The 17,421-nt window shown below is 67.3% G+C and carries 20 protein-coding genes; 14 read left to right on the forward strand and 6 right to left on the reverse strand.

The window, feature by feature from the left end:
- Window positions 1-29: 29 nt before the first annotated feature.
- Genes DTA22_RS13035 through DTA22_RS13045 form a run of 3 tightly spaced genes read left to right on the forward strand, consistent with a single transcriptional unit; the run spans window position 30 to window position 3,096 of the window.
- The gene (locus tag DTA22_RS13035; protein WP_037241678.1) at window positions 30-1,277 is read left to right on the forward strand and encodes a glycosyltransferase family 4 protein; all 1,248 of its coding nucleotides are present in this window, start codon (window positions 30-32) and stop codon (window positions 1,275-1,277) included.
- Window positions 1,271-2,011: a class I SAM-dependent methyltransferase gene (locus tag DTA22_RS13040; protein ID WP_037241675.1), complete on the forward strand. Its 741-nt coding sequence runs from the start codon at window positions 1,271-1,273 to the stop codon at window positions 2,009-2,011. Before DTA22_RS13035 ends, DTA22_RS13040 begins: the two co-directional genes overlap by 7 nt.
- Complete coding sequence (locus tag DTA22_RS13045; protein ID WP_112299676.1) at window positions 2,008-3,096, forward strand: glucosidase family protein; 1,089 nt, start codon at window positions 2,008-2,010, stop codon at window positions 3,094-3,096. Before DTA22_RS13040 ends, DTA22_RS13045 begins: the two co-directional genes overlap by 4 nt.
- Here DTA22_RS13045 and DTA22_RS13050 read toward each other — a convergent pair.
- From DTA22_RS13050 to DTA22_RS13070, 5 genes are read right to left on the reverse strand one after another with little or no spacing between them, the layout of a single operon-like run.
- On the reverse strand, window positions 3,072-3,734 hold the full coding sequence (locus tag DTA22_RS13050; protein WP_037241669.1) for a class I SAM-dependent methyltransferase: 663 nt from the start codon (window positions 3,732-3,734) through the stop codon (window positions 3,072-3,074). The two genes, DTA22_RS13045 and DTA22_RS13050, sit on opposite strands and share 25 nt — an antisense overlap.
- On the reverse strand, window positions 3,731-4,123 hold the full coding sequence (locus DTA22_RS13055; RefSeq protein ID WP_005244588.1) for a carboxymuconolactone decarboxylase family protein: 393 nt from the start codon (window positions 4,121-4,123) through the stop codon (window positions 3,731-3,733). Before DTA22_RS13055 ends, DTA22_RS13050 begins: the two co-directional genes overlap by 4 nt.
- The gene (locus DTA22_RS13060) at window positions 4,120-4,995 is read right to left on the reverse strand and encodes an NAD(P)-dependent oxidoreductase (RefSeq protein ID WP_112299677.1); all 876 of its coding nucleotides are present in this window, start codon (window positions 4,993-4,995) and stop codon (window positions 4,120-4,122) included. Before DTA22_RS13060 ends, DTA22_RS13055 begins: the two co-directional genes overlap by 4 nt.
- Window positions 4,992-5,744 (reverse strand): SDR family oxidoreductase, encoded by a 753-nt coding sequence (locus DTA22_RS13065; protein WP_112299678.1) that lies wholly within the window; start codon window positions 5,742-5,744, stop codon window positions 4,992-4,994. Before DTA22_RS13065 ends, DTA22_RS13060 begins: the two co-directional genes overlap by 4 nt.
- A gap of 18 nt (window positions 5,745-5,762) precedes the next feature.
- Window positions 5,763-7,232 carry an aldehyde dehydrogenase gene (locus DTA22_RS13070; RefSeq protein WP_112299679.1) on the reverse strand — a complete coding sequence of 490 codons (1,470 nt, stop codon included), beginning with the start codon at window positions 7,230-7,232 and terminating at the stop codon, window positions 5,763-5,765.
- 113 nt (window positions 7,233-7,345) lie between these two features.
- On the opposite strand from DTA22_RS13070, the gene DTA22_RS13075 reads away from it, so the two are divergent.
- The gene (locus DTA22_RS13075; protein ID WP_112299680.1) at window positions 7,346-8,242 is read left to right on the forward strand and encodes an SDR family NAD(P)-dependent oxidoreductase; all 897 of its coding nucleotides are present in this window, start codon (window positions 7,346-7,348) and stop codon (window positions 8,240-8,242) included.
- Window positions 8,243-8,843: 601 nt separating this feature from the next.
- A complete protein-coding gene (locus DTA22_RS13080) occupies window positions 8,844-9,254 on the forward strand; it encodes a DUF7144 family membrane protein (protein WP_112299681.1) in 411 nt (136 codons plus the stop codon).
- A gap of 28 nt (window positions 9,255-9,282) precedes the next feature.
- Here DTA22_RS13080 and DTA22_RS13085 read toward each other — a convergent pair whose 3' ends face one another.
- A complete protein-coding gene (locus DTA22_RS13085) occupies window positions 9,283-9,885 on the reverse strand; it encodes a TetR/AcrR family transcriptional regulator (RefSeq protein WP_112299682.1) in 603 nt (200 codons plus the stop codon).
- A gap of 84 nt (window positions 9,886-9,969) precedes the next feature.
- Here DTA22_RS13085 and DTA22_RS13090 point away from each other — a divergent pair, with 84 nt between their 5' ends.
- From DTA22_RS13090 to DTA22_RS13130, 9 genes are all read left to right on the forward strand, one after another.
- Window positions 9,970-11,187 carry a cytochrome P450 gene (locus DTA22_RS13090; RefSeq protein WP_112299683.1) on the forward strand — a complete coding sequence of 406 codons (1,218 nt, stop codon included), beginning with the start codon at window positions 9,970-9,972 and terminating at the stop codon, window positions 11,185-11,187.
- Between the two features lie 63 nt (window positions 11,188-11,250).
- A complete protein-coding gene (locus tag DTA22_RS13095; RefSeq protein WP_007300914.1) occupies window positions 11,251-11,811 on the forward strand; it encodes a TetR/AcrR family transcriptional regulator in 561 nt (186 codons plus the stop codon).
- A 5-nt stretch (window positions 11,812-11,816) separates the two neighbouring features.
- Window positions 11,817-13,043: a cytochrome P450 gene (locus DTA22_RS13100; RefSeq protein ID WP_112299684.1), complete on the forward strand. Its 1,227-nt coding sequence runs from the start codon at window positions 11,817-11,819 to the stop codon at window positions 13,041-13,043.
- Window positions 13,036-13,821, forward strand: a complete 786-nt coding sequence (locus DTA22_RS13105; protein WP_112299685.1) for an SDR family oxidoreductase — start codon at window positions 13,036-13,038, stop codon at window positions 13,819-13,821. Before DTA22_RS13100 ends, DTA22_RS13105 begins: the two co-directional genes overlap by 8 nt.
- A complete protein-coding gene (locus DTA22_RS13110) occupies window positions 13,818-15,170 on the forward strand; it encodes a cytochrome P450 (RefSeq protein ID WP_112299686.1) in 1,353 nt (450 codons plus the stop codon). The genes DTA22_RS13105 and DTA22_RS13110 overlap by 4 nt, the downstream gene beginning before the upstream one ends.
- A complete protein-coding gene (locus tag DTA22_RS13115; protein WP_005244574.1) occupies window positions 15,170-15,385 on the forward strand; it encodes a ferredoxin in 216 nt (71 codons plus the stop codon). The genes DTA22_RS13110 and DTA22_RS13115 overlap by 1 nt, the downstream gene beginning before the upstream one ends.
- Complete coding sequence (locus tag DTA22_RS13120; protein WP_112299687.1) at window positions 15,385-15,933, forward strand: nuclear transport factor 2 family protein; 549 nt, start codon at window positions 15,385-15,387, stop codon at window positions 15,931-15,933. Before DTA22_RS13115 ends, DTA22_RS13120 begins: the two co-directional genes overlap by 1 nt.
- Entirely contained in the window at window positions 15,927-17,183 is a 1,257-nt protein-coding gene (locus tag DTA22_RS13125; protein WP_112299688.1) for a hypothetical protein, read from the forward strand. The genes DTA22_RS13120 and DTA22_RS13125 overlap by 7 nt, the downstream gene beginning before the upstream one ends.
- 14 nt (window positions 17,184-17,197) lie before the next feature.
- On the forward strand, window positions 17,198-17,421 hold a 224-nt coding region (locus DTA22_RS13130; protein ID WP_146777765.1), incomplete at its 3' end, for an AMP-binding protein.

The raw sequence follows: 17,421 nt of genomic DNA on the forward strand, positions 1-17,421 counted from the left end.
GCCAACTGCTCGAGGAGAGGCCGAAGTCCGTGCGCATCGCACTCTTGTCGTATCGAAGCAAGCCCCACTGTGGTGGGCAGGGTGTGTACGTACGCCATCTCAGTCGTGAGCTGGTCGAACTCGGCCATCAGGTCGAGGTGTTCTCGGGGCAGCCGTACCCCGACGTCGACCCGCGGGTGACTCTGACGAAGGTCCCCAGCCTCGACCTGTATCGCGAGCCGGATCCGTTCAGAACGCCGCACCCACGCGAGTTCCGCGACGCCGTGGACGTGCTCGAGGTCGCGACGATGTGGACGGCCGGTTTCCCGGAACCGCTCACGTTCAGCCTCCGTGCCGCGCGACTGCTGAAGGAGCGCGCCGACGAGTTCGACGTGGTGCACGACAACCAATGTCTCGGCTACGGGCTGCTGCAACTCCAGAAGGCCGGACTTCCGGTCGTCGCGACGATCCACCATCCGATCACCCGCGACCGCGAACTGGACCTGGCGTCGGCGAAGTGGTGGCGTCAGGTGACGGTCCGGCGCTGGTACGGCTTCCTGCGCATGCAGAAGCGGGTGGCGCGTGCCATCCCCGCGCTGGTGACGGTGTCGCAGTCCTCCGCCGACGACATCAGCGCGGCCTTCGACGTTCCCGCCGACAACCTGCAGACCATCCCGCTGGGCGTCGACACCGAGATTTTCCGACCCCCGGTCACCGCGCGGGTCCCGGGCCGCATCGTGTGCGTCGCCAGCGCCGACATGCCCCTCAAGGGCGTGTCGACGCTCCTCGAGGCGGTCGCGAAGGTGCACACCGAGCGCGCCGTCGAACTGGTGCTGGTCACCAAGCTCGCGCCTGGGGGAGTGACGGAGAAGCTCATCGAGGAGCTGGCCATCGGCGACGTCGTCCGGACGGTGTCGGGTATCGACGACGCCGAACTCGCGTCTTTGCTGGCGTCGGCCGACGTCGCGTGCGTCCCGTCGCTGTACGAGGGCTTCTCGTTGCCCGCCGTCGAGGCGATGGCGTGCGGCACCCCGCTGGTGGCGAGCCGCGCCGGCGCCATTCCCGAGGTGGTGGGAACGGACGAGGAGGCGTGTGTGCTCGTGACACCCGGCGACCCCCAGGAACTCGCGGACGTGCTGGGCGCGTTACTCGACGATCCGCAGCGCCGGGCCCGGCTCGGTGACGGTGGCCGTCGACGCGTGCTCGAGCGCTACAGCTGGGCCGCCGTGGCCGCGAGAACCGCGCAGACCTATGCCGATGCGATAGCGCAGACCCGTCAAGGAGGCCGACCGTGCTGACCGTGGACTTCGACCGGCTGGGTGTGAAGCCCGGCGACAAGGTGATCGACATCGGGGCGGGCGCCGGGCGGCACTCGTTCGAGCTGTATCGACGCGGCGCCGACGTCATCGCCTTCGACCAGAATGCCGACGAACTCGCGGACGTCGAGAAGATGTTCGTGGCGATGGCCGAGGTCGGTGAGGTCCCGGCGGGCGCCTCGGCTCGGGTGGAGGTCGGCGACGCGCTGAACCTGCCGTACGAGGATGCGACGTTCGACGTGGTCCTCATCTCCGAGGTCCTCGAACACGTGCCCCGCGACGGCCGGGCCATCGCCGAGCTGACCCGCATTCTCAAGCCGGGTGGTGTTGCGGCCGTGACTGTTCCGCGGTGGCTGCCGGAGAAGATCTGCTGGGCGCTGTCCGACGCGTACCACGAGGTGGAGGGTGGCCACGTCCGCATCTACCGCGCCGACGAGCTGGCGGAGAAGCTGACGGCCGCCGGTCTGGAGGTCCGGGGACGGGATCACGCCCACGCCCTGCATTCGCCGTACTGGTGGCTCAAGTGCGCGGTGGGGGTGGAGAACAACGACAACCCCCTCGCGAAGGCCTATCACCAGGTTCTGGTGTGGGACATGATGAAAGCCCCCTGGCTCACGCGCACCGCCGAGAAGGTCCTCAACCCCGTGGTCGGCAAGAGCGTCGTGCTCTACCTCGAGAAGCCGAGGGAACCGAGCGTGGTGAAGGCGCCGCGGTGAGAGCCGCCGGCGTCCCGTCGGTACCGAACGTGTTGTCGGAGAGCCAGGTCAGGCAGACAGCACGGTCGATCGCGGCAGCGCAGGAGTCGTCGGGGGCGCTGCCGTGGTTTCCCGGTGGGCACACCGACCCGTGGGATCACGTCGAATCCGCTATGGCCCTCACCGCCGCCGGCCTGATCGACGAGGCGGAGGGCGCGTACGAGTGGTCGCGGCGCACGCAACGATCGGACGGTTCGTGGCCGATGAAGTTTCGCGACGGGGCCGTGGAGAATCACAACTCCGACAGCAACTTCTGCGCCTACCTCGCGGTGGGGGTGTGGCACCACTATCTGATCACCGGTGATCGGGATTTCGTCGACGCCCTGTGGCCGTCCGTGCAGGGCGGTCTCGATTTCGTCGTCGACATGCAGTCGTCGAGCGGCGAAATCTGGTGGGCCCGCGGCGAGAACGGTCAGGACTGCCCCGAGGCACTGCTCACGGGGAACTCCAGCATTCATCACAGCCTGCACTGCGGGCTCCTCCTCGCCCGGTTGGTCGACGACCCGCAGCCGGAATGGGAGTTCGCGAAATACACGCTGGGCCATGCGATCAGGCAGCACCCGGAGGCGTTCGCGATCAAGGACGAGTACTCGATGGACTGGTACTACCCGATCCTCGGGGGCGCTGTCCGCGGTGAGGTCGCGTCGGATCGCATCGCGTCGCGGTGGGACGACTTCGTGGTCGAGGGACTCGGCATCCGCTGCGTGGACCACCGGCCGTGGGTGACCGGCGCCGAAACGTGCGAACTGGTGCTGGCGCTCGACGCGATGGGGGAACACAGCCGCGCGCTCGCACAGTTCGCTGCCATGCAGCACCTGCGGGATCCGGACGGCTCGTACTGGACGGGTCTCGTCTACAGCGACGGCAAGCGGTGGCCGGTCGAACAGACCACGTGGACGGGCGGGGCGATGATCCTCGCCGCGGACGCGTTGTCCCGCACCACGCCCGGACACGGAATCTTCCGGGACGCGGCGCTGCCCGTGGGACTACCGATCGGCCTCGACCGCTGCGGCGACTACTGTCACGCCAGCGGTTCGCCCGTCTGACCGCCTACCCGCTCGAGAACGCGCAGCGACCCGGTGACGGACGTCTCCTTGAATTGCCCTGTCCCCAGAGCCCGTTCGTAGATCTCGAACGGCGGTCGTCCGCCGTCCGCGGGGTCCGGGAACACGTCGTGGATCACCAGGGCGCCGCCGACGTTCACCCACGGCGCCCACCCCTCGAGATCCGCCGATGCCGCTTCCGACGTGTGGCCGCCGTCGATGAACACGAAGTTCACGGGGGTGCGCCAGAACGTCGCCACCGTCGACGACCGGCCCAGCACACCCACGACGTACTCCTCGAGTCCGGAATCGGCCATCGTGTGCCGGAACCGGCCGACCGTGTCGAGCAGACCGGTGTGCGGGTCGACGAACGCCGGTTCGTGGTACTCCCAGCCGGGCTGATGTTCCTCGGAACCGTGATGATGATCGATGGTGACGATGCGGGCGCCCCGTGCTCTCGCCGCCGCCCCGAGGTAGATCGTGGAGCGGCCGCAGTACGTGCCGATCTCGACGCCCACCCCGCCGGGGGTCAGGTACTGCATCGCGGCCTCGTGCAGGGCGGTCCCCTCGTCCTCCGGCATGAAGCCGGGGGTGGAGTCGGCGAGTCGGAGAAGCTCTGGTGTCAGGTGTTCGGTGCTCATGTGGCCTCTGCATCCGGGGCGGCCGCTCTGGCCGCTTTCTTCCGCTTGTGTAGCACCCCGCCGATCATCGAGTCGAGTTTCGTCCCCAACGGCCAGCCCACGTAGTGGCACAGGAACAGGGCGATCTCCCGGAGTTGGTCCTCGTCCAGTTCCTCGTTGTGGAGGGCCGCCCCCACCTGGATCTCGGCGACGTCGACGAGCCCCTGCGCTGTGAGGGCACCGAGGAGGAGAAGCCGGCGGTCGCGGATGCTCAGCCCGGGCCGCGACCAGATGTCGGCGAACAGGTGGTCGGCGGTGACGGCGAAATGCGCGCCGGGTCCGTCCTGCATCTCGAATCCGTAGACCTTCTCCATCATGGCCAGTCCACGGGTGCGGGTGTCGTCGGTCATGGTTGCTCCTTCTTGTCCACGGTGCTGTCGACGCCGAGTCCCGGTCCCAGGCCCGTGAGCGCGAGTCGTGCGAGCGGCAGCGTGACGTCGAGTCGTTCGCCGAGCCCGATCGCCAGCGACAGATCCTTCTCCCCGAGGTCCCGGACGTGGGTCATGATCGGGTACCAGTTGTCGTTCTCGTCGAGAGCGTCGGTGGTGTCGCGGAGCATGATCGCTCCGGCACCGCCGGTGATCGCGTCGGTGTGTCGGACGACCTTGCCGAGTTCGGTGATGTCGAGACCGGCGGCCTCGGCGAGCCGCTGCGCCTCGGCGGCAGCCGTGAACGAGACGAAGTGCAGCAGGTTGCGGGCCAGCTTCATCCGCGTACCCGCGCCCACGTCTCCGGCGTGCACGACGAGTTCGGCCCAGTGCCCGAACGGCTCCCGCACCTTCTCGAACGCGTCTTCGCTCGCCCCGACCATCACCGCGAGCTTCCCCTTGTGCGCGCCGGGTGCACCGCCGCTGACGGGCGCGTCGATCAGGTCGATGCCGTGCGCCCGGCAGCGGTCGGCGAGTTCGACGGCGGTGACGTCGCTGATGGTGGAATGCACCGCCACGACGGTTCCCGGCCGCGCGGCGTCGAGGATCTGTGTGACGACCGCGCGAACCTGCTCATCGTTCAGCACGGTCACGGAGATGACGTCCGCGTTCTCCGCCACCTCCCGCGGACTCGACGTCACCTTCGCGCCCGCCTTGCCGAACGGTTCCAGCGCCTCCGGCCGGGTGTCGCACACGATGAGTCCGCCGGGACGGTCCAGCAGCCGCTTCGCCATGGGTGCACCCATGTTGCCGAGGCCGATGTAGCCGACGGGCACCTGCTCGGTCGTGGTCATGATCTGAAGATCTGTCCGCCGTCGACGTTGAAGATCTGCCCGGTGATCCAGCTGGCCTCGTCGGAGAGCAGGAACAGGCAGGCGCCCACGAGGTCGTCGGGGGTGCCCATCCGCTTCAGCGGCAACGTCTTGACCATGTCTGCCACCATATTTCCCGGCGTGACGGTACGGGTGGCTTCGGTGTCGATCGGTCCGGGCGCGATGGCGTTGACCCGGATGTTCATGCCGCCCACCTCGTGGGCGAGTTGCTGGGTGAGGCCGTTGATCCCGACTTTCGCGAGCCCGTAGAAACCGGAGTACAGCCAGGCGGCCGTGGACGACTGGTTGACGATCGAGCCGCCACCGCCGCTGTTCATGTGCGGCCACACCGCGCGGGTCACGTTGAGGGCGCCGTCGAAGTTCACGGCCATGAACTTCTTGTAGTAGTCCCACGGCACGGTGATGAGGAGGTCGAGTTTCATGCCGCCGTAGATCGCGGCGTTGTTCACGAGATGGTCTATGCCGCCGAACTTCTCGACCGTGAACTCGGCGAGTTTCTTCGCCGAGTCCTCGTCGGCGACGTCGACGTCCTTGAACACCGCGGTCCCGCCGTCCGCGCTGATCTGCTTGGCCACGGTCTCGCCGAGCTCCGCATTGAGATCGGCCACCACCACGTTGGCCCCCTCGCGCGCGAGGGCGCGCGCGTAGCCCTCGCCGATGCCCTGCGCGGCACCGGTGACGATGGCGGTCTTCCCGTCGAAACGTCCCATATCGATTGACTCCCTCTACTATTGGGCCGGTTCCGCGACCAGCTTGGTTTCCAGGTATTCCTCGAACCCGGCCACACCCATCTCGCGGCCGATTCCGGACTGCTTGTAGCCGCCGAACGGCGCGTCGGCGGAATACCAGACACCACCGTTGACGCTGAGTGTCCCGGTGCGCACGCCGTCGACCACTCGCTTCACGCGTGCGGGGTCCGTGCCCCACACCGACCCGGACAGCCCGTACGGCGAGTCGTTGGCGATGCTGATCGCGTCCTCGTCACCGTCGTGGGGAATGATCACCAGCACGGGTCCGAAGATCTCTTCCCGCGACACCCGGGCGGTGTTGTCGAGGCCGGTGATCAGGGTGGGTTCGACGAAGAATCCGCGGTCCCGATCGGCCGGGCGGCCGCCACCGACGACGATCGTGCCGCCCTCTTCCCGCGCGAGTCGCAGGTAGTCCTCGACGCGGGCGCGTTGCCGCGCGGAGATGAGGGGACCGCAGATGGTGCCGGATTTCGTGGGATCGCCCGCGTGCAGTCCGCCGAGCGTCCGGGCCGTGGCCTCGACCGCCTCGTCGTACTTCTCGCGGGGAACGAGTAGCCGGGTGGTGATGGCGCAACCCTGCCCCGCATGGGTGGAGACGGTGAACGCGGCGACCCCGCACGCGCCGGCGAGGTCGGCGTCGTCGAGCACGATGAACGCCGATTTGCCGCCGAGTTCGAGGAACACCTTCTTCAACGATTCGGATGCCGCCGCCATCACGGCCTTGCCCGTGGCGGTCGACCCGGTGAAGGACACGAGGTCCACGCGGGGGTCGGTGGAGAGCTGAGCGCCGAGGGAGTGGTCGCTCGACGTGACGATGTTGACCACACCGGCCGGGAGGTCGGTCTCCTCAGCGATCAGGTGCCCGACGAGGGCGGCGCACCAGGGGGTGTCGGGGGCGGGTTTGAGGACGACCGTGTTGCCGGCCGCGAGTGCGGGGCCGATCTTGGCGAAGTTGATCTGGTGCGGGAAGTTCCACGGCGTGATGGCTCCGACCACGCCGACGGCCTCCTTGAGGACGCGTCGGCGGGTCTTGATGCCCATCGGTTCGGCGATGCCCAGATCCTGTTCCCAGGAATAGCTTTCGGCGAGGTCCGCGAAATATCCGAGGTCGGCGACCGGGCCTTCGAGTTGGGGTCCGCTGGTGAGGAAGGCGGGGGCGCCGACTTCGGCGATGGTGATGTCGCGCAGTTCCTCGATGTGGGATTGCAACACGTCGCGCAGCTGCCGCAGGCAGCGGGCGCGGAAGACGTGGTCGCGGGACCACGTGGTGTCGTCGAAGGCCCGCCGGGCCGCGGCGATCGCGGCGTCCATGTCGGACGCCGTGGCGTCGGCGGCTCTCCCGAGTACCTCCTCGGTGGCCGGGTTGATCACCTCGAACGTGCCGCCGGAACCGGGAATCAGTTTGCCGTCGATCAGGAGAGCAGAGCTGTCGGTGGGGCGCAGAGTCATGGATTTTCGCTTCCGAATCGGGTGAGTGTCACAGCGATCTCTGAAAACTGGACATGTGTCTGGACTATAGTTTGAACAACTGGATGCCGCAATGACGAGTTGCCGGAGGTGCGATGAATTCACGCGACGAGAGACGGCTGGACGGGCGAGGCGCCGTCGTCACCGGCTCGAGCCGGGGGATCGGCCGTGCGGTCGCGCACGCTCTCGCGGCCGAGGGAGCCGGTGTGGTGGTCAACGGCCGTGATCCGGACGCGGCGGAGAAGGTGGCCGACGAGATCGTGCTCGGCGGTGGCCGGGCGATCGCGGTGGCTGGTTCGGCCGCCGCCGACGGCGTCGCGGAGGCCCTGGTCGACGCCGTCGAATGTGCGTTCGGCCAGGTGGACGTGCTGATCAACTGCGCAGGCGTCGCGGAGCCTGCCGGGTCGTCCATCCTCACAGTCACCGACGAGCAGTGGCGCGAACTCGTCGATGCGCACCTGACGGCGACGTTCCGCACGTGCCGGGCCGCGGCGCCCCTGATGGCGGAACGGGGGCGCGGAGCGATCGTGAACACGAGTTCGTTCGCGTTCCTCGGCGACTACGGCGGAACCGGATATCCCGCCGGCAAGGGAGCGGTCAACAGCCTGACCCTCGCCATCGCGGCCGAACTGGCCGAGTCCGGCGTCCGCGCCAACGTGGTGTGTCCCGGCGCGAGGACCCGACTGTCTGTGGGCGCGGAGTACGAGCAGCGCATCGAGGAACTGCACAGGCGGGGCATGCTCGACGACGCAACGCGCTACGGCTCGCTGCATCCTGCGCCCGCGGACTACGTCGCCCGGCTCTACGTGTTCCTGGCGAGCGACCTCGCCGCCGGAATCACCGGCGGGATCTTCGCCGGATCAGGGTGCTTCGTCGGCAGGTTCGACCGGCCGGATCCGACTCTGCTGGCCTACCGCGACCACGAGACCGAGCCGCCGTGGTCGCTCGACGAGCTGGCGGAGTTGGTGGGTTCCGGGCACTGTGAGCGGTGATTGAATTGTCCGGCATCACATGGGCCGCGACTTCGTCGGAGGCGGCCGGCGACATGTCCCGGAATGAGCAGCCCTACGTCCCGCAGGGATAAGTCTTTCGGATTCCGTGCCGCTACCATGGAATGCATCACGCCGCGGGAACTCGACGCCTACATCGGCAGAACCCGCGGCCCGCACGGGCGAGTGAAATCGTCCCGGCGTACGCGGCGGGCGACGCTGCGTACGGATCAAGGTCGAAAATAACACGAGCGCAACGACTTCGGTAATCACGTCGCTCTGGCGGCGGAAAGCGGCTCGCGCAGTTGTGGACCGAGCGCAGCGGCCGGGGGCACGGGTACCCCTCCCGGTCACCGCCAGTGTCGCCTCTCCACGTGACGGCGGGCTAGGGGACAAGGTCATCTCCCTCCGACGTACCGAGGACCAGGGCGCGCGAGGGATTCGCGGCAACCGAACAGTCTCGCCGGCTGTGTCCGGTGGCCTTCTCGACCGGAACATTTGGATTCCAGGTGGGTGGGAAACCCCGCGGTTTCGACGCGAACGCACACCGAATCGGCGGACAATGAATGCACCCGGCAGTGGGTTGCGGCGAGGAAGGGGCGTCATGTCCGAAGGTTCGTCGGTCAAACAGGGCGTCGCGGCGGGGACCGTGATGGGTGCAGCGGTCATCATGGTCACCGTCGGACTCCTGCAGTTCTTCCAAGGGCTCGCCGCGGTCTATGAGAATGAGGAGTTCGTGGTGGGGGTGGAGTACCTCTACAAGTTCGACTTCACGGTCTGGGGCTGGATCCATCTCGTGCTGGGTGCGGTGGTCGCGGTGACCGGCCTCGCGTTGTTCACCGGCGCCGCGTGGGCCCGGGTGTCGGCGATCGTGATCGCTGCGATCTCGATCGTGGCCAATTTCCTATGGCTGCCGCACTACCCGTGGTGGTCGGTGCTCATCATCGCGCTCGACGTGGTGGTGATCTGGGCGATCTCGACGTGGCGGCCGAACCCTTCTGACGCCTGGGCCTGAGAACGGTGACAGTAGGGGTGGTGGCCTTTCAGGACGGGGTGTGCGTTCGCTCCGGCCACCCGACGGTGGACAGTGCTCCGCGCAGCACCGATTCGTAGATCGAGTCCAGATCCAGCTCGTCGCCGAGGAAGTCGGTGTTCACCAGCATGACGAAGCCGTGCATGGCGGCGAAGATGCTGACGGCCGCGTCGAGGGTGTCCTCGGGCGGCAGTCCGCACGACGCGAGCATCGTGCGCAGTGCTGTGTTGGCGTCCAGTGCGGCGGAGATGAAAGCGTCCCGGTCGACGGGGCTGGTGGTCAGCGTCTGATACCGATGCGGATGCTCGGTGGCCCAGGCGCGGTGCGCGTCGACGAGTGCGCGGAGGCCGTCGGGACCGGTTCGGCCCATGGCGATCTCGCGCAGGTGTGCACCGAGTTCCGCCATGGTGCGCACCTGGACCGCGCCGCGGATGTCGTCGAGGTTGCGGACGTGGTTGTAGAGCGACGCGGTGACGACGTTCAGCCGGGCGGAGAGGCTCGTCATCGACAGCGGCTCCCAGCCGAGTTCGTCGATGATCTCGATCGCGGCATCCACGACCTTGTCCCGCGTGAGTGTGCGACGTCGGATCGGTCCGTTCTGCCCTTTCGCCATGGGCCCAGCATAAGGGCTTCCATTACAAATGAAAGTGTGTAGTTTAAGACGCATCCCATTCGTTTATCGATCGAGGAGCAGTGTATGACCGCGTCTCGGATTGATCTCAAATCCCCCGACGTCTACGCGGAAGGGGTCCCCTACGCGTTCTTCGACCATCTGCGGGCGAGCGAACCCGTCTATTGGCAGCCCGAGGAGAGCGGCACCGGGTTCTGGGCGGTGACCAAGCATGCCGACGTCGTCGCCGTCTCCCGCGACAGCGCGACGTTCTCGTCGGCGGTGGGCACCACCCAGATCGACGATTTCGACGAGCAGACCCGAGCGAAGCAGGCCGCCATGCTCGTCAACCTCGACCCACCCGACCACACCCGGCTGCGACAGCTCGTCAGCCGCGGATTCACCCCGCGCACAGTCAAAGTGCTCGAGGGTCACATCCGCGACATCTGTGCCCGGATCGTCGATCGGCTGCTCGAGGCGCGCGACGTCGACTTCGTTCCCGAGGCGGCGGCGCCGTTGCCGCTCGAGGTCATCGCGGCGCTGCTGGGTGCGCCGGCCGGGGACGTGGACAGGCTGTACGACTGGTCCAACCGGATGATCGGCTTCGACGACCCCGAGTACGGCACTACCCAGGCGGACGGGGAAATGGCCGCGGCCGAGATCTTCCTGTACGCCAACGAGCTTGCGGCGCAACGCCGCGTCGAGCCTCGCGACGACATCGTCACCAAGCTCGTGCAGCCGGACGAGAACGGCGACACGCTCACCGAGATGGAATTCAACATGTTCTTCGTGCTGCTCGTGGTGGCGGGGAACGAAACGACGCGCAACGCGACCGCCGGCGGGATGCAGGCCTTCATCGACCATCCCGACCAGTGGCGACGACTGCAGTCCGAGCCGGAACTGGCTGCGAGCGCGGTGGAGGAGATCCTCCGATGGGTGACCCCGGTGATGGACTTCCGGCGCACTGCCACCCGGGACGCGTACATCGGCGATCAGTTGGTCAGGGCAGGCGACAAGGTGGTGATCTACTACCCGAGCGCCAACCGGGACGAGGATGTCTTCGACGAGCCGTACCGGTTCGACATCGGCCGGAGCCCCAACCCACAGATCGCGTTCGGCGGTAGCGGGGTGCACTTCTGCCTCGGCGCCCACCTGGCGCGGCTCGAATTGAAGATCCTGTTCGAGACGCTCGCCGCGCGGATCGACCGCGTGGAACCGACCGGGCCGGTGGTCCGGCTGCGGTCGAATTTCATCAGCGGCATCAAGACGATGCCCGTGCGAATTCACCCACGCGGTCCGGTGTGAGAGCCGGATTTTCGTTGCCAGCCGACGGTAACTGTAGTAGCGTCCAGACACGTGTCCAGTAGTATGAATTTCGAGTCCACCCGCCGCCGTCTGACCGAGAAGCAGGCCGACACCGTCGACCGCCTCACCAAAGCGGCAGTCGAAGTACTGCGTGAAGAGGGATTCGCCGGACTCACCGTCCGCTCGGTGGCCGGCATCGCCGGGGTCGCGCCCGCGACGGCCTACACGTACTTCTCGTCCAAGGAGCACCTCGTCGCCGAGGTCTTCTGGCGGCGCCTCGCCGCCTCACCGCAGCCGGTGGACGAGGGACTCGACCGCACCGGACGCGTGGTCGCCGTGCTCCGCCACATCGCTCTCCTGGTGGCGGACGAACCCGAACTCGCCGGGGCCGTCACCAACGCGCTCCTCGGCCGCGACCCCGACGTGGAACACCTCCGCGCCCGCATCGGGCTGGAGATCCGCGACCGCCTCGCCACCGCACTGGGCGACGGCCACGATCCCGACGTCCTCGAGGCGCTGGAGCTGCTGTACGCCGGCGGCCTGGTCCGCGCCGGAATGGGATACGGGTCCTACGCCCAATTCGCCGATCGACTCGAAACTTCCGCCAAGCTGATTCTGGAGTAGATGCCATGACCGCAGCCTCGATGCCCGGGGTGTCACACAATCCGGTGACGTTCAACCCGTACGACTATGGCTTCCACGAAGATCCGTACGTCACGTATCGAAGACTGCGGGAAGAAGCACCCCTCTACTACAACGAGGAACTCGACTTCTGGGCGTTGTCCCGGCACGAGGACGTCGTCGCGGCGTTCCGCGACAACCAGCGCCTGTCGAGCGCGAACGGGGTGTCACTCGACCCGGCGGCCTACGGTCCGCACGCCCACAAGACGATGTCCTTTCTCGCGCTGGACGATCCGCGGCACATGCGGATGCGGCAGCTGGTGTCCCGCGGCTTCACCCCGAGACGGGTGAACGAACTCGAGGGGCGGATCCTGGATCTGACCCGGCAATACCTCGACCCGGCGCTCGCGGCGGGCGAGTTCGACTGGATCGGCGAGTTCGCCGGCAAGCTCCCGATGGACGTGATCTCGGAACTGATGGGGGTGCCGGAGGCCGACCGCGTCGAACTCCGGCGGCTCGCCGACCTGGTGGTGCACCGCGAGGAGGGCGTCCTCGACGTGCCCCACGCCGCGATGGAGGCGTCGCTCTACCTCGTCGGCTACTACGCCGACATGCTGGCCGAGCGGCGCAGGAAGCCGACCGAGGACCTCACGTCCGCCCTGCTCGAGGCGGAGATCGACGGCGACCGGCTCACCGACGACGAGATCATCGCGTTCATGTTCCTGATGGTGGTGGCGGGCAACGAGACCACCACCAAATTGCTCGGCAACGCGCTGTACTGGGGTTTCCGCTATCCGGGCCAGGCTCGGCACGTGTTCGAGGATGCGAGTCGCGTGCCGGAGTGGGTGGAGGAGACCCTGCGTTTCGACACGTCCAGCCAGATGGTCGCGCGGACGGCGTCCGTCGACCTGGACTTCCACGACCGGACGATTCCCGCCGGCGACAAGGTGCTGATCCTCATCGGCTCCGCGAACCGCGACTCGGCGGTGTTCGAGGACGCCGACGAATACCGGATCGGCCGGGACACGTCCAACAAGCTCGCGAGCTTCGGCGGCGGCACCCACTTCTGCCTCGGCGCCCACATGGCGCGGCTCGAAGCGCGGATCGCCCTCACCGAACTCGTCTCCCGCATCGACGACTACGACATCGACGAGGCGAACAGTGTGCGCGTCCACTCGACCAACGTGCGCGGTTTCGCCACCCTCCCCATGAAAGTGCAGGTCCGCGATGCCTAGGTTCGAGCCCAACCCGCAGCGCCGCCCGTCGATCGTCGCCGGCGCCTCGTCGGGCATCGGCACGGCGACCGCCTATGCGCTGGCCGACGCCGGTCATCCCGTCGCGCTCGGGGCCCGCCGGGTGGCCGAGTGCGAGGAGATCGCGGAGAAGATCCGCAGCAACGGGGGAGAAGCGTTCGCGCACTACCTCGACGTCACCGACACCGCATCCGTCGACGAATTCGTTACGGCGGCGGAAGACGCGCTCGGCCCGACCGAGATCGCCTTGTCGGGGGCCGGCGACCTGGAGTTCTCCGTCGCGCACGAGATGGACCCCGACCAGTTCCTGGGACAGGTCGACGTCCATCTTGTTGGTGCGCAGCGTCTCGCGCACCGCATCCTTCCCGGCATGATCGAACGCCGCCGCGGAGACTTCGTCCTGATCGGATCCGATTGCGCCGACACTCCCCGGCCCCGGATGGGCGCCTACAACGCCGCGAAGGCCGGCGTCGAGATGATGGGCAGGCAGATGCGAATGGAACTGGAAGGCACCGGCGTCCGGGCGTCGGTCGTGCGTCCGGGCCCCACCCAGACATCCATGGGGATGAACACCACCGAGGAGGTCATCGGACCCGTCCTCGAAGACTGGGCGAAATGGGGATTCGCCCGGCACTCGTACTTCCTGCGCGCCTCCGCGATCGCCGACGCCGTCGTCGCCACCGTCAGTGCGCCCCGCGGCGCACACATGGTGCTGATCGAGGTGCAGCCCGAGGCGCCCCTGCGAAAGGATGGAGAATGAACCTGGCTACCCCGCAACGCGTGTCCGGCGGTGAGCACGAGCACGGACACCTCGAAGAATTGCGCACCGACCCGATCGCGCTGATGCGCCGCGTGCGGGAGGAATGCGGCAACGTCGGCGTCTTCCAGCTCGCGGACAAGAAGGTGGTGCTGCTGTCCGGCGCCGAGGCCAACGAATTCTTCTTCCGCTCCACCGACGAGGATCTCGACCAGCAGGCCGCCTACCCGTTCATGAAGCCGATCTTCGGCGAGGGCGTCGTGTTCGACGCGAGCCCCGAGCGTCGCAAGGAGATGCTGCACAACCAGGCGCTGCGCGGCGAGCAGATGAAGGGCCACGCCGCGACGATCGCCCACGAGGTCGACCGCATGGTGGCGCAGTGGGGCGACGAGGGCGAGATCGATCTCCTCGAATTCTTCGCGGAGCTGACCATTTACACGTCCTCGGCCTGCCTGATCGGCACGAAGTTCCGTGAGCAACTCGACGGCCGGTTCGCGCACCTCTACCACGAGCTCGAGCAGGGCACCGACCCCATCGCATATGTCGACGCCTACGCCCCGATCGAGAGCTTCCGCCGACGGGACGAGGCGAGGGTGCAGTTGGTGGACCTCGTCCAGGAGATCATGAACGGGCGCATCGAGAACCCTCCCCAGGGCAAGGAGGACCGGGACATGCTCGACGTGCTCGTCTCGATCAAGGACGAGAACGGCAACGAGCGCTTCACCGCGGACGAGATCACCGGCATGTTCATCTCGATGATGTTCGCCGGGCACCACACCACCTCCGGCACCGCGGCCTGGACCCTGATCGAGCTGCTGCGGCACCCGGACTATGCGAAGCAGGTGGTCGCCGAACTCGACGACCTCTACTCGGACGGCTCCGACATCAGTTTCGGGGCGCTCAGGCAGATCCCGAAGCTCGAAGCGGTACTGAAGGAGACGCTGCGGTTGCACCCGCCGCTGATCATCCTGTTGCGCGTCGCGCGGGGCGAGTTCGAGGTCGGCGGCTACCGGATCGCCGAGAACGACCTGGTGGCGGCCACACCGGCGATCTCCAACCGGATCGCCGAGGACTTCCCGAACCCGGACACGTTCGATCCCGAACGCTACATCGACCCCAACCAGGAAGACATCGTCAACCGCTGGACGTGGATTCCGTTCGGCGCAGGCAGGCACCGCTGCGTCGGGGCCGCGTTCGCGCTGATGCAGCTGAAGGCAATCTTCTCGATTCTCCTGCAGGACTGGGAGTTCGAGATGGCGCAACCCTCCGAGACATACCGCAACGATCACAGCAAGATGGTGGTGCAGCTGCAGCAGCCGTGCACCGTGAGGTACCGGAAGCGAAGCACGTGATGAAGGTCGAAGCCGATCTCGACCTGTGCCAGGGTCATGCCGTGTGTGAGATGGAGGCACCCGACGTCTTCGTCGTCCCGAAGCACGGCAAGGTCGAGATCCTCGACACCGACCCACCCGAGAACCTGCGCGCGGAAGTCGAGAGCGCCGTGCGTTTCTGCCCGACCCAGGCCCTGCGGATCCTCGCGGACGACGACTCTGAAGGAGATAGCTGATGGTGCAGTTCGATCGTGCGGAGCTCGACGAGATGGTGCAGCGCTGGGTGGACGAGAACAAGCGGTGCGAATCCCTCGGCGACTGGAAGCCGCTGGCCGAGATGTACACCGAGGACGCCACGTACGGATGGAACTACGGGCCGAAGGACGACTTCATGGCCGTCGGCCGGGACGAGATCCGCGACCTGGCGCTCGGGCAGGAAATGGACGGGCTCGAGGGCTGGGAGTATCCGTACCAGCAGTTCGTCATCGACGATCGCAGCGGCGACGTCATCGGATTCTGGAAGCAGGTGTCCGAACGCACCCGCAACGACGGCACGCACTATCAGGTCACCGGAATCGGCGGCAGCTGGTTCCGGTACGGCGGAAACTTCCAATGGTCCTGGCAGCGTGACTTCTTCGACTTCGGCAACGTCTCGAGCCTGTTCCTCGAGATGATCACGAACAACGCGATGTCCGACGGCATGAACGCGCGGATCCAGCGCGCGACGTCCGGCCGGCTGCCGGGGTGGTATCCGGTCGGCAAGGCCCCGGTCCCGCTGTGGTGAGTACGGTGAAGGTTCCGGTGTCATTCGCCGATCTGTCCCGCGCGGATCTCGCGATTCTCGTGCCGGAACTGCTCCTGTGCGGTCATCTCATCGATCGATCCGGTATGCCGCACCTGATCGGGGCGTTCGGTCGCGAGGGCATGACGCAGGTCGCGATCGAGGAGTGGATGGCGTCGAGCCCCCTCTACACGCGGCGGATGCAACGCGCGCTGGGATTCGAGGGCGACGGCGTCGTCACGATCTTCAAGGGTCTGCAGCTCGACATCGGTGCGCCGCCCCAGTTCATGGACTTCCGGTACCGCGTCACCGATCACGATCACGGCGAATTCTGGCTGGATCACTGCGGCGCATTGATGGACGTCGAACCGATGGGCGACGAGTACGTCACGGCGATGTGCCACGACATCGAGGACCCGACGTTCGACGCCACCGCCCTGGCCACCAACCCGCACGCGCAGGTGCGTCCCGTGCACCGTCCGCCCCGCAGACCTGCGGACCGGACACCGCACTGCCTCTGGACGGTCACCATCGACGACACCAACGTGCCACCTCCGATTCCGGAAGGGCTGGTGACAGTGGGGAAGTCGCAGGCAGCGACGGTCGAGTTGTCGCCGATCGACACCGTCGGGCCGGGGCGGCACGACTACGCGGGCGCGCTCCTCGACGACCTGCGGTTCCCGGACTTCTCCCATTCGGCTCTGACTCGGATGGCGGAGGAGGTGTGCCTGCAGCAGCACCTGCTGACCCTCGGTTTTCTGCTCGCGGTGCGGGCCCGCACCGACGCGGCGGCCGCACTCGACATCGCACGCAAGCAACTCACCGGCATCGCCGGCCTCACGTCGGAGCGGATCCGGAACGCGCTCGGGCTGCCCGCGGACCTCGAGGGTCTCGCCGTCGTCCTCGCTGTGCATCCGGCGTTCAATCCCCATCAGTACGTGGACGTCTCGATCACCCTCGGCGACCGTCTGCTGCTGACTCTCGGACGCGACTGCGGAGCCGGGGAGGACGGGGCGTGGCCGTCCATGATCGACGGCGAGCACCTCGGGCCGCTGAATGCGCTCGTGCGCGGGGTGTCGCCGCGCTTCGCGGTGCGGGTGGTCGAGGAGACGGATACGGCGCTGAGCGTGGAGGTCGTGACCGGTGAGCCGCCCGCGAAGGAAGCACCCGAGGTGGCGCTCACCCGGTTCAGCACCGGAGCCGACTTCGCGTTCACCGATCGAGGAATACCCCTACCCCTCACAGTCGTCTGAGAGAGGACGCCCCCGTGGCCTACAACCTTGCAGACCTCTTCGAGCATTCCGTCGACGCGATGCCGGAACGGGTGGCGCTGATCTGCGGCGCCCGACGCGTCACCTACCGGGAACTGGAGGACCGCGCCAACAGGCTGGCCCACCACTTCCTGGAGGTTGGGCTGACCGCCGGCTCGCACATCGGCGTGCACCTGCACAACTCCATCGAGACCATGGAGACGTTGCTGGCGGCGTACAA

Origin of the sequence: Rhodococcus wratislaviensis (assembly GCF_900455735.1) — a bacterium.
Taxonomy (GTDB): domain Bacteria; phylum Actinomycetota; class Actinomycetes; order Mycobacteriales; family Mycobacteriaceae; genus Rhodococcus_F; species Rhodococcus_F wratislaviensis.

Excerpts from the sequence above, each read along its gene's own strand:
- DTA22_RS13065 (WP_112299678.1), bottom strand. The coding sequence starts at position 5,744 with ATGGGACGTTTCGACGGGAAGACCGCCATCGTCACCGGTGCCGCGCAG.
- DTA22_RS13110 (WP_112299686.1), top strand. The coding sequence starts at position 13,818 with ATGAACCTGGCTACCCCGCAACGCGTGTCCGGCGGTGAGCACGAGCAC.
- DTA22_RS13055 (WP_005244588.1), bottom strand. The coding sequence starts at position 4,123 with ATGACCGACGACACCCGCACCCGTGGACTGGCCATGATGGAGAAGGTC.
- DTA22_RS13080 (WP_112299681.1), top strand. The coding sequence starts at position 8,844 with ATGTCCGAAGGTTCGTCGGTCAAACAGGGCGTCGCGGCGGGGACCGTG.
- DTA22_RS13100 (WP_112299684.1), top strand. The coding sequence starts at position 11,817 with ATGACCGCAGCCTCGATGCCCGGGGTGTCACACAATCCGGTGACGTTC.
- DTA22_RS13070 (WP_112299679.1), bottom strand. The coding sequence starts at position 7,232 with ATGACTCTGCGCCCCACCGACAGCTCTGCTCTCCTGATCGACGGCAAA.
- DTA22_RS13085 (WP_112299682.1), bottom strand. The coding sequence starts at position 9,885 with ATGGCGAAAGGGCAGAACGGACCGATCCGACGTCGCACACTCACGCGG.
- DTA22_RS13095 (WP_007300914.1), top strand. The coding sequence starts at position 11,251 with ATGAATTTCGAGTCCACCCGCCGCCGTCTGACCGAGAAGCAGGCCGAC.
- DTA22_RS13050 (WP_037241669.1), bottom strand. The coding sequence starts at position 3,734 with ATGAGCACCGAACACCTGACACCAGAGCTTCTCCGACTCGCCGACTCC.
- DTA22_RS13075 (WP_112299680.1), top strand. The coding sequence starts at position 7,346 with ATGAATTCACGCGACGAGAGACGGCTGGACGGGCGAGGCGCCGTCGTC.
- DTA22_RS13115 (WP_005244574.1), top strand. The coding sequence starts at position 15,170 with ATGAAGGTCGAAGCCGATCTCGACCTGTGCCAGGGTCATGCCGTGTGT.
- DTA22_RS13060 (WP_112299677.1), bottom strand. The coding sequence starts at position 4,995 with ATGACCACGACCGAGCAGGTGCCCGTCGGCTACATCGGCCTCGGCAAC.
- DTA22_RS13105 (WP_112299685.1), top strand. The coding sequence starts at position 13,036 with ATGCCTAGGTTCGAGCCCAACCCGCAGCGCCGCCCGTCGATCGTCGCC.
- DTA22_RS13090 (WP_112299683.1), top strand. The coding sequence starts at position 9,970 with ATGACCGCGTCTCGGATTGATCTCAAATCCCCCGACGTCTACGCGGAA.
- DTA22_RS13120 (WP_112299687.1), top strand. The coding sequence starts at position 15,385 with ATGGTGCAGTTCGATCGTGCGGAGCTCGACGAGATGGTGCAGCGCTGG.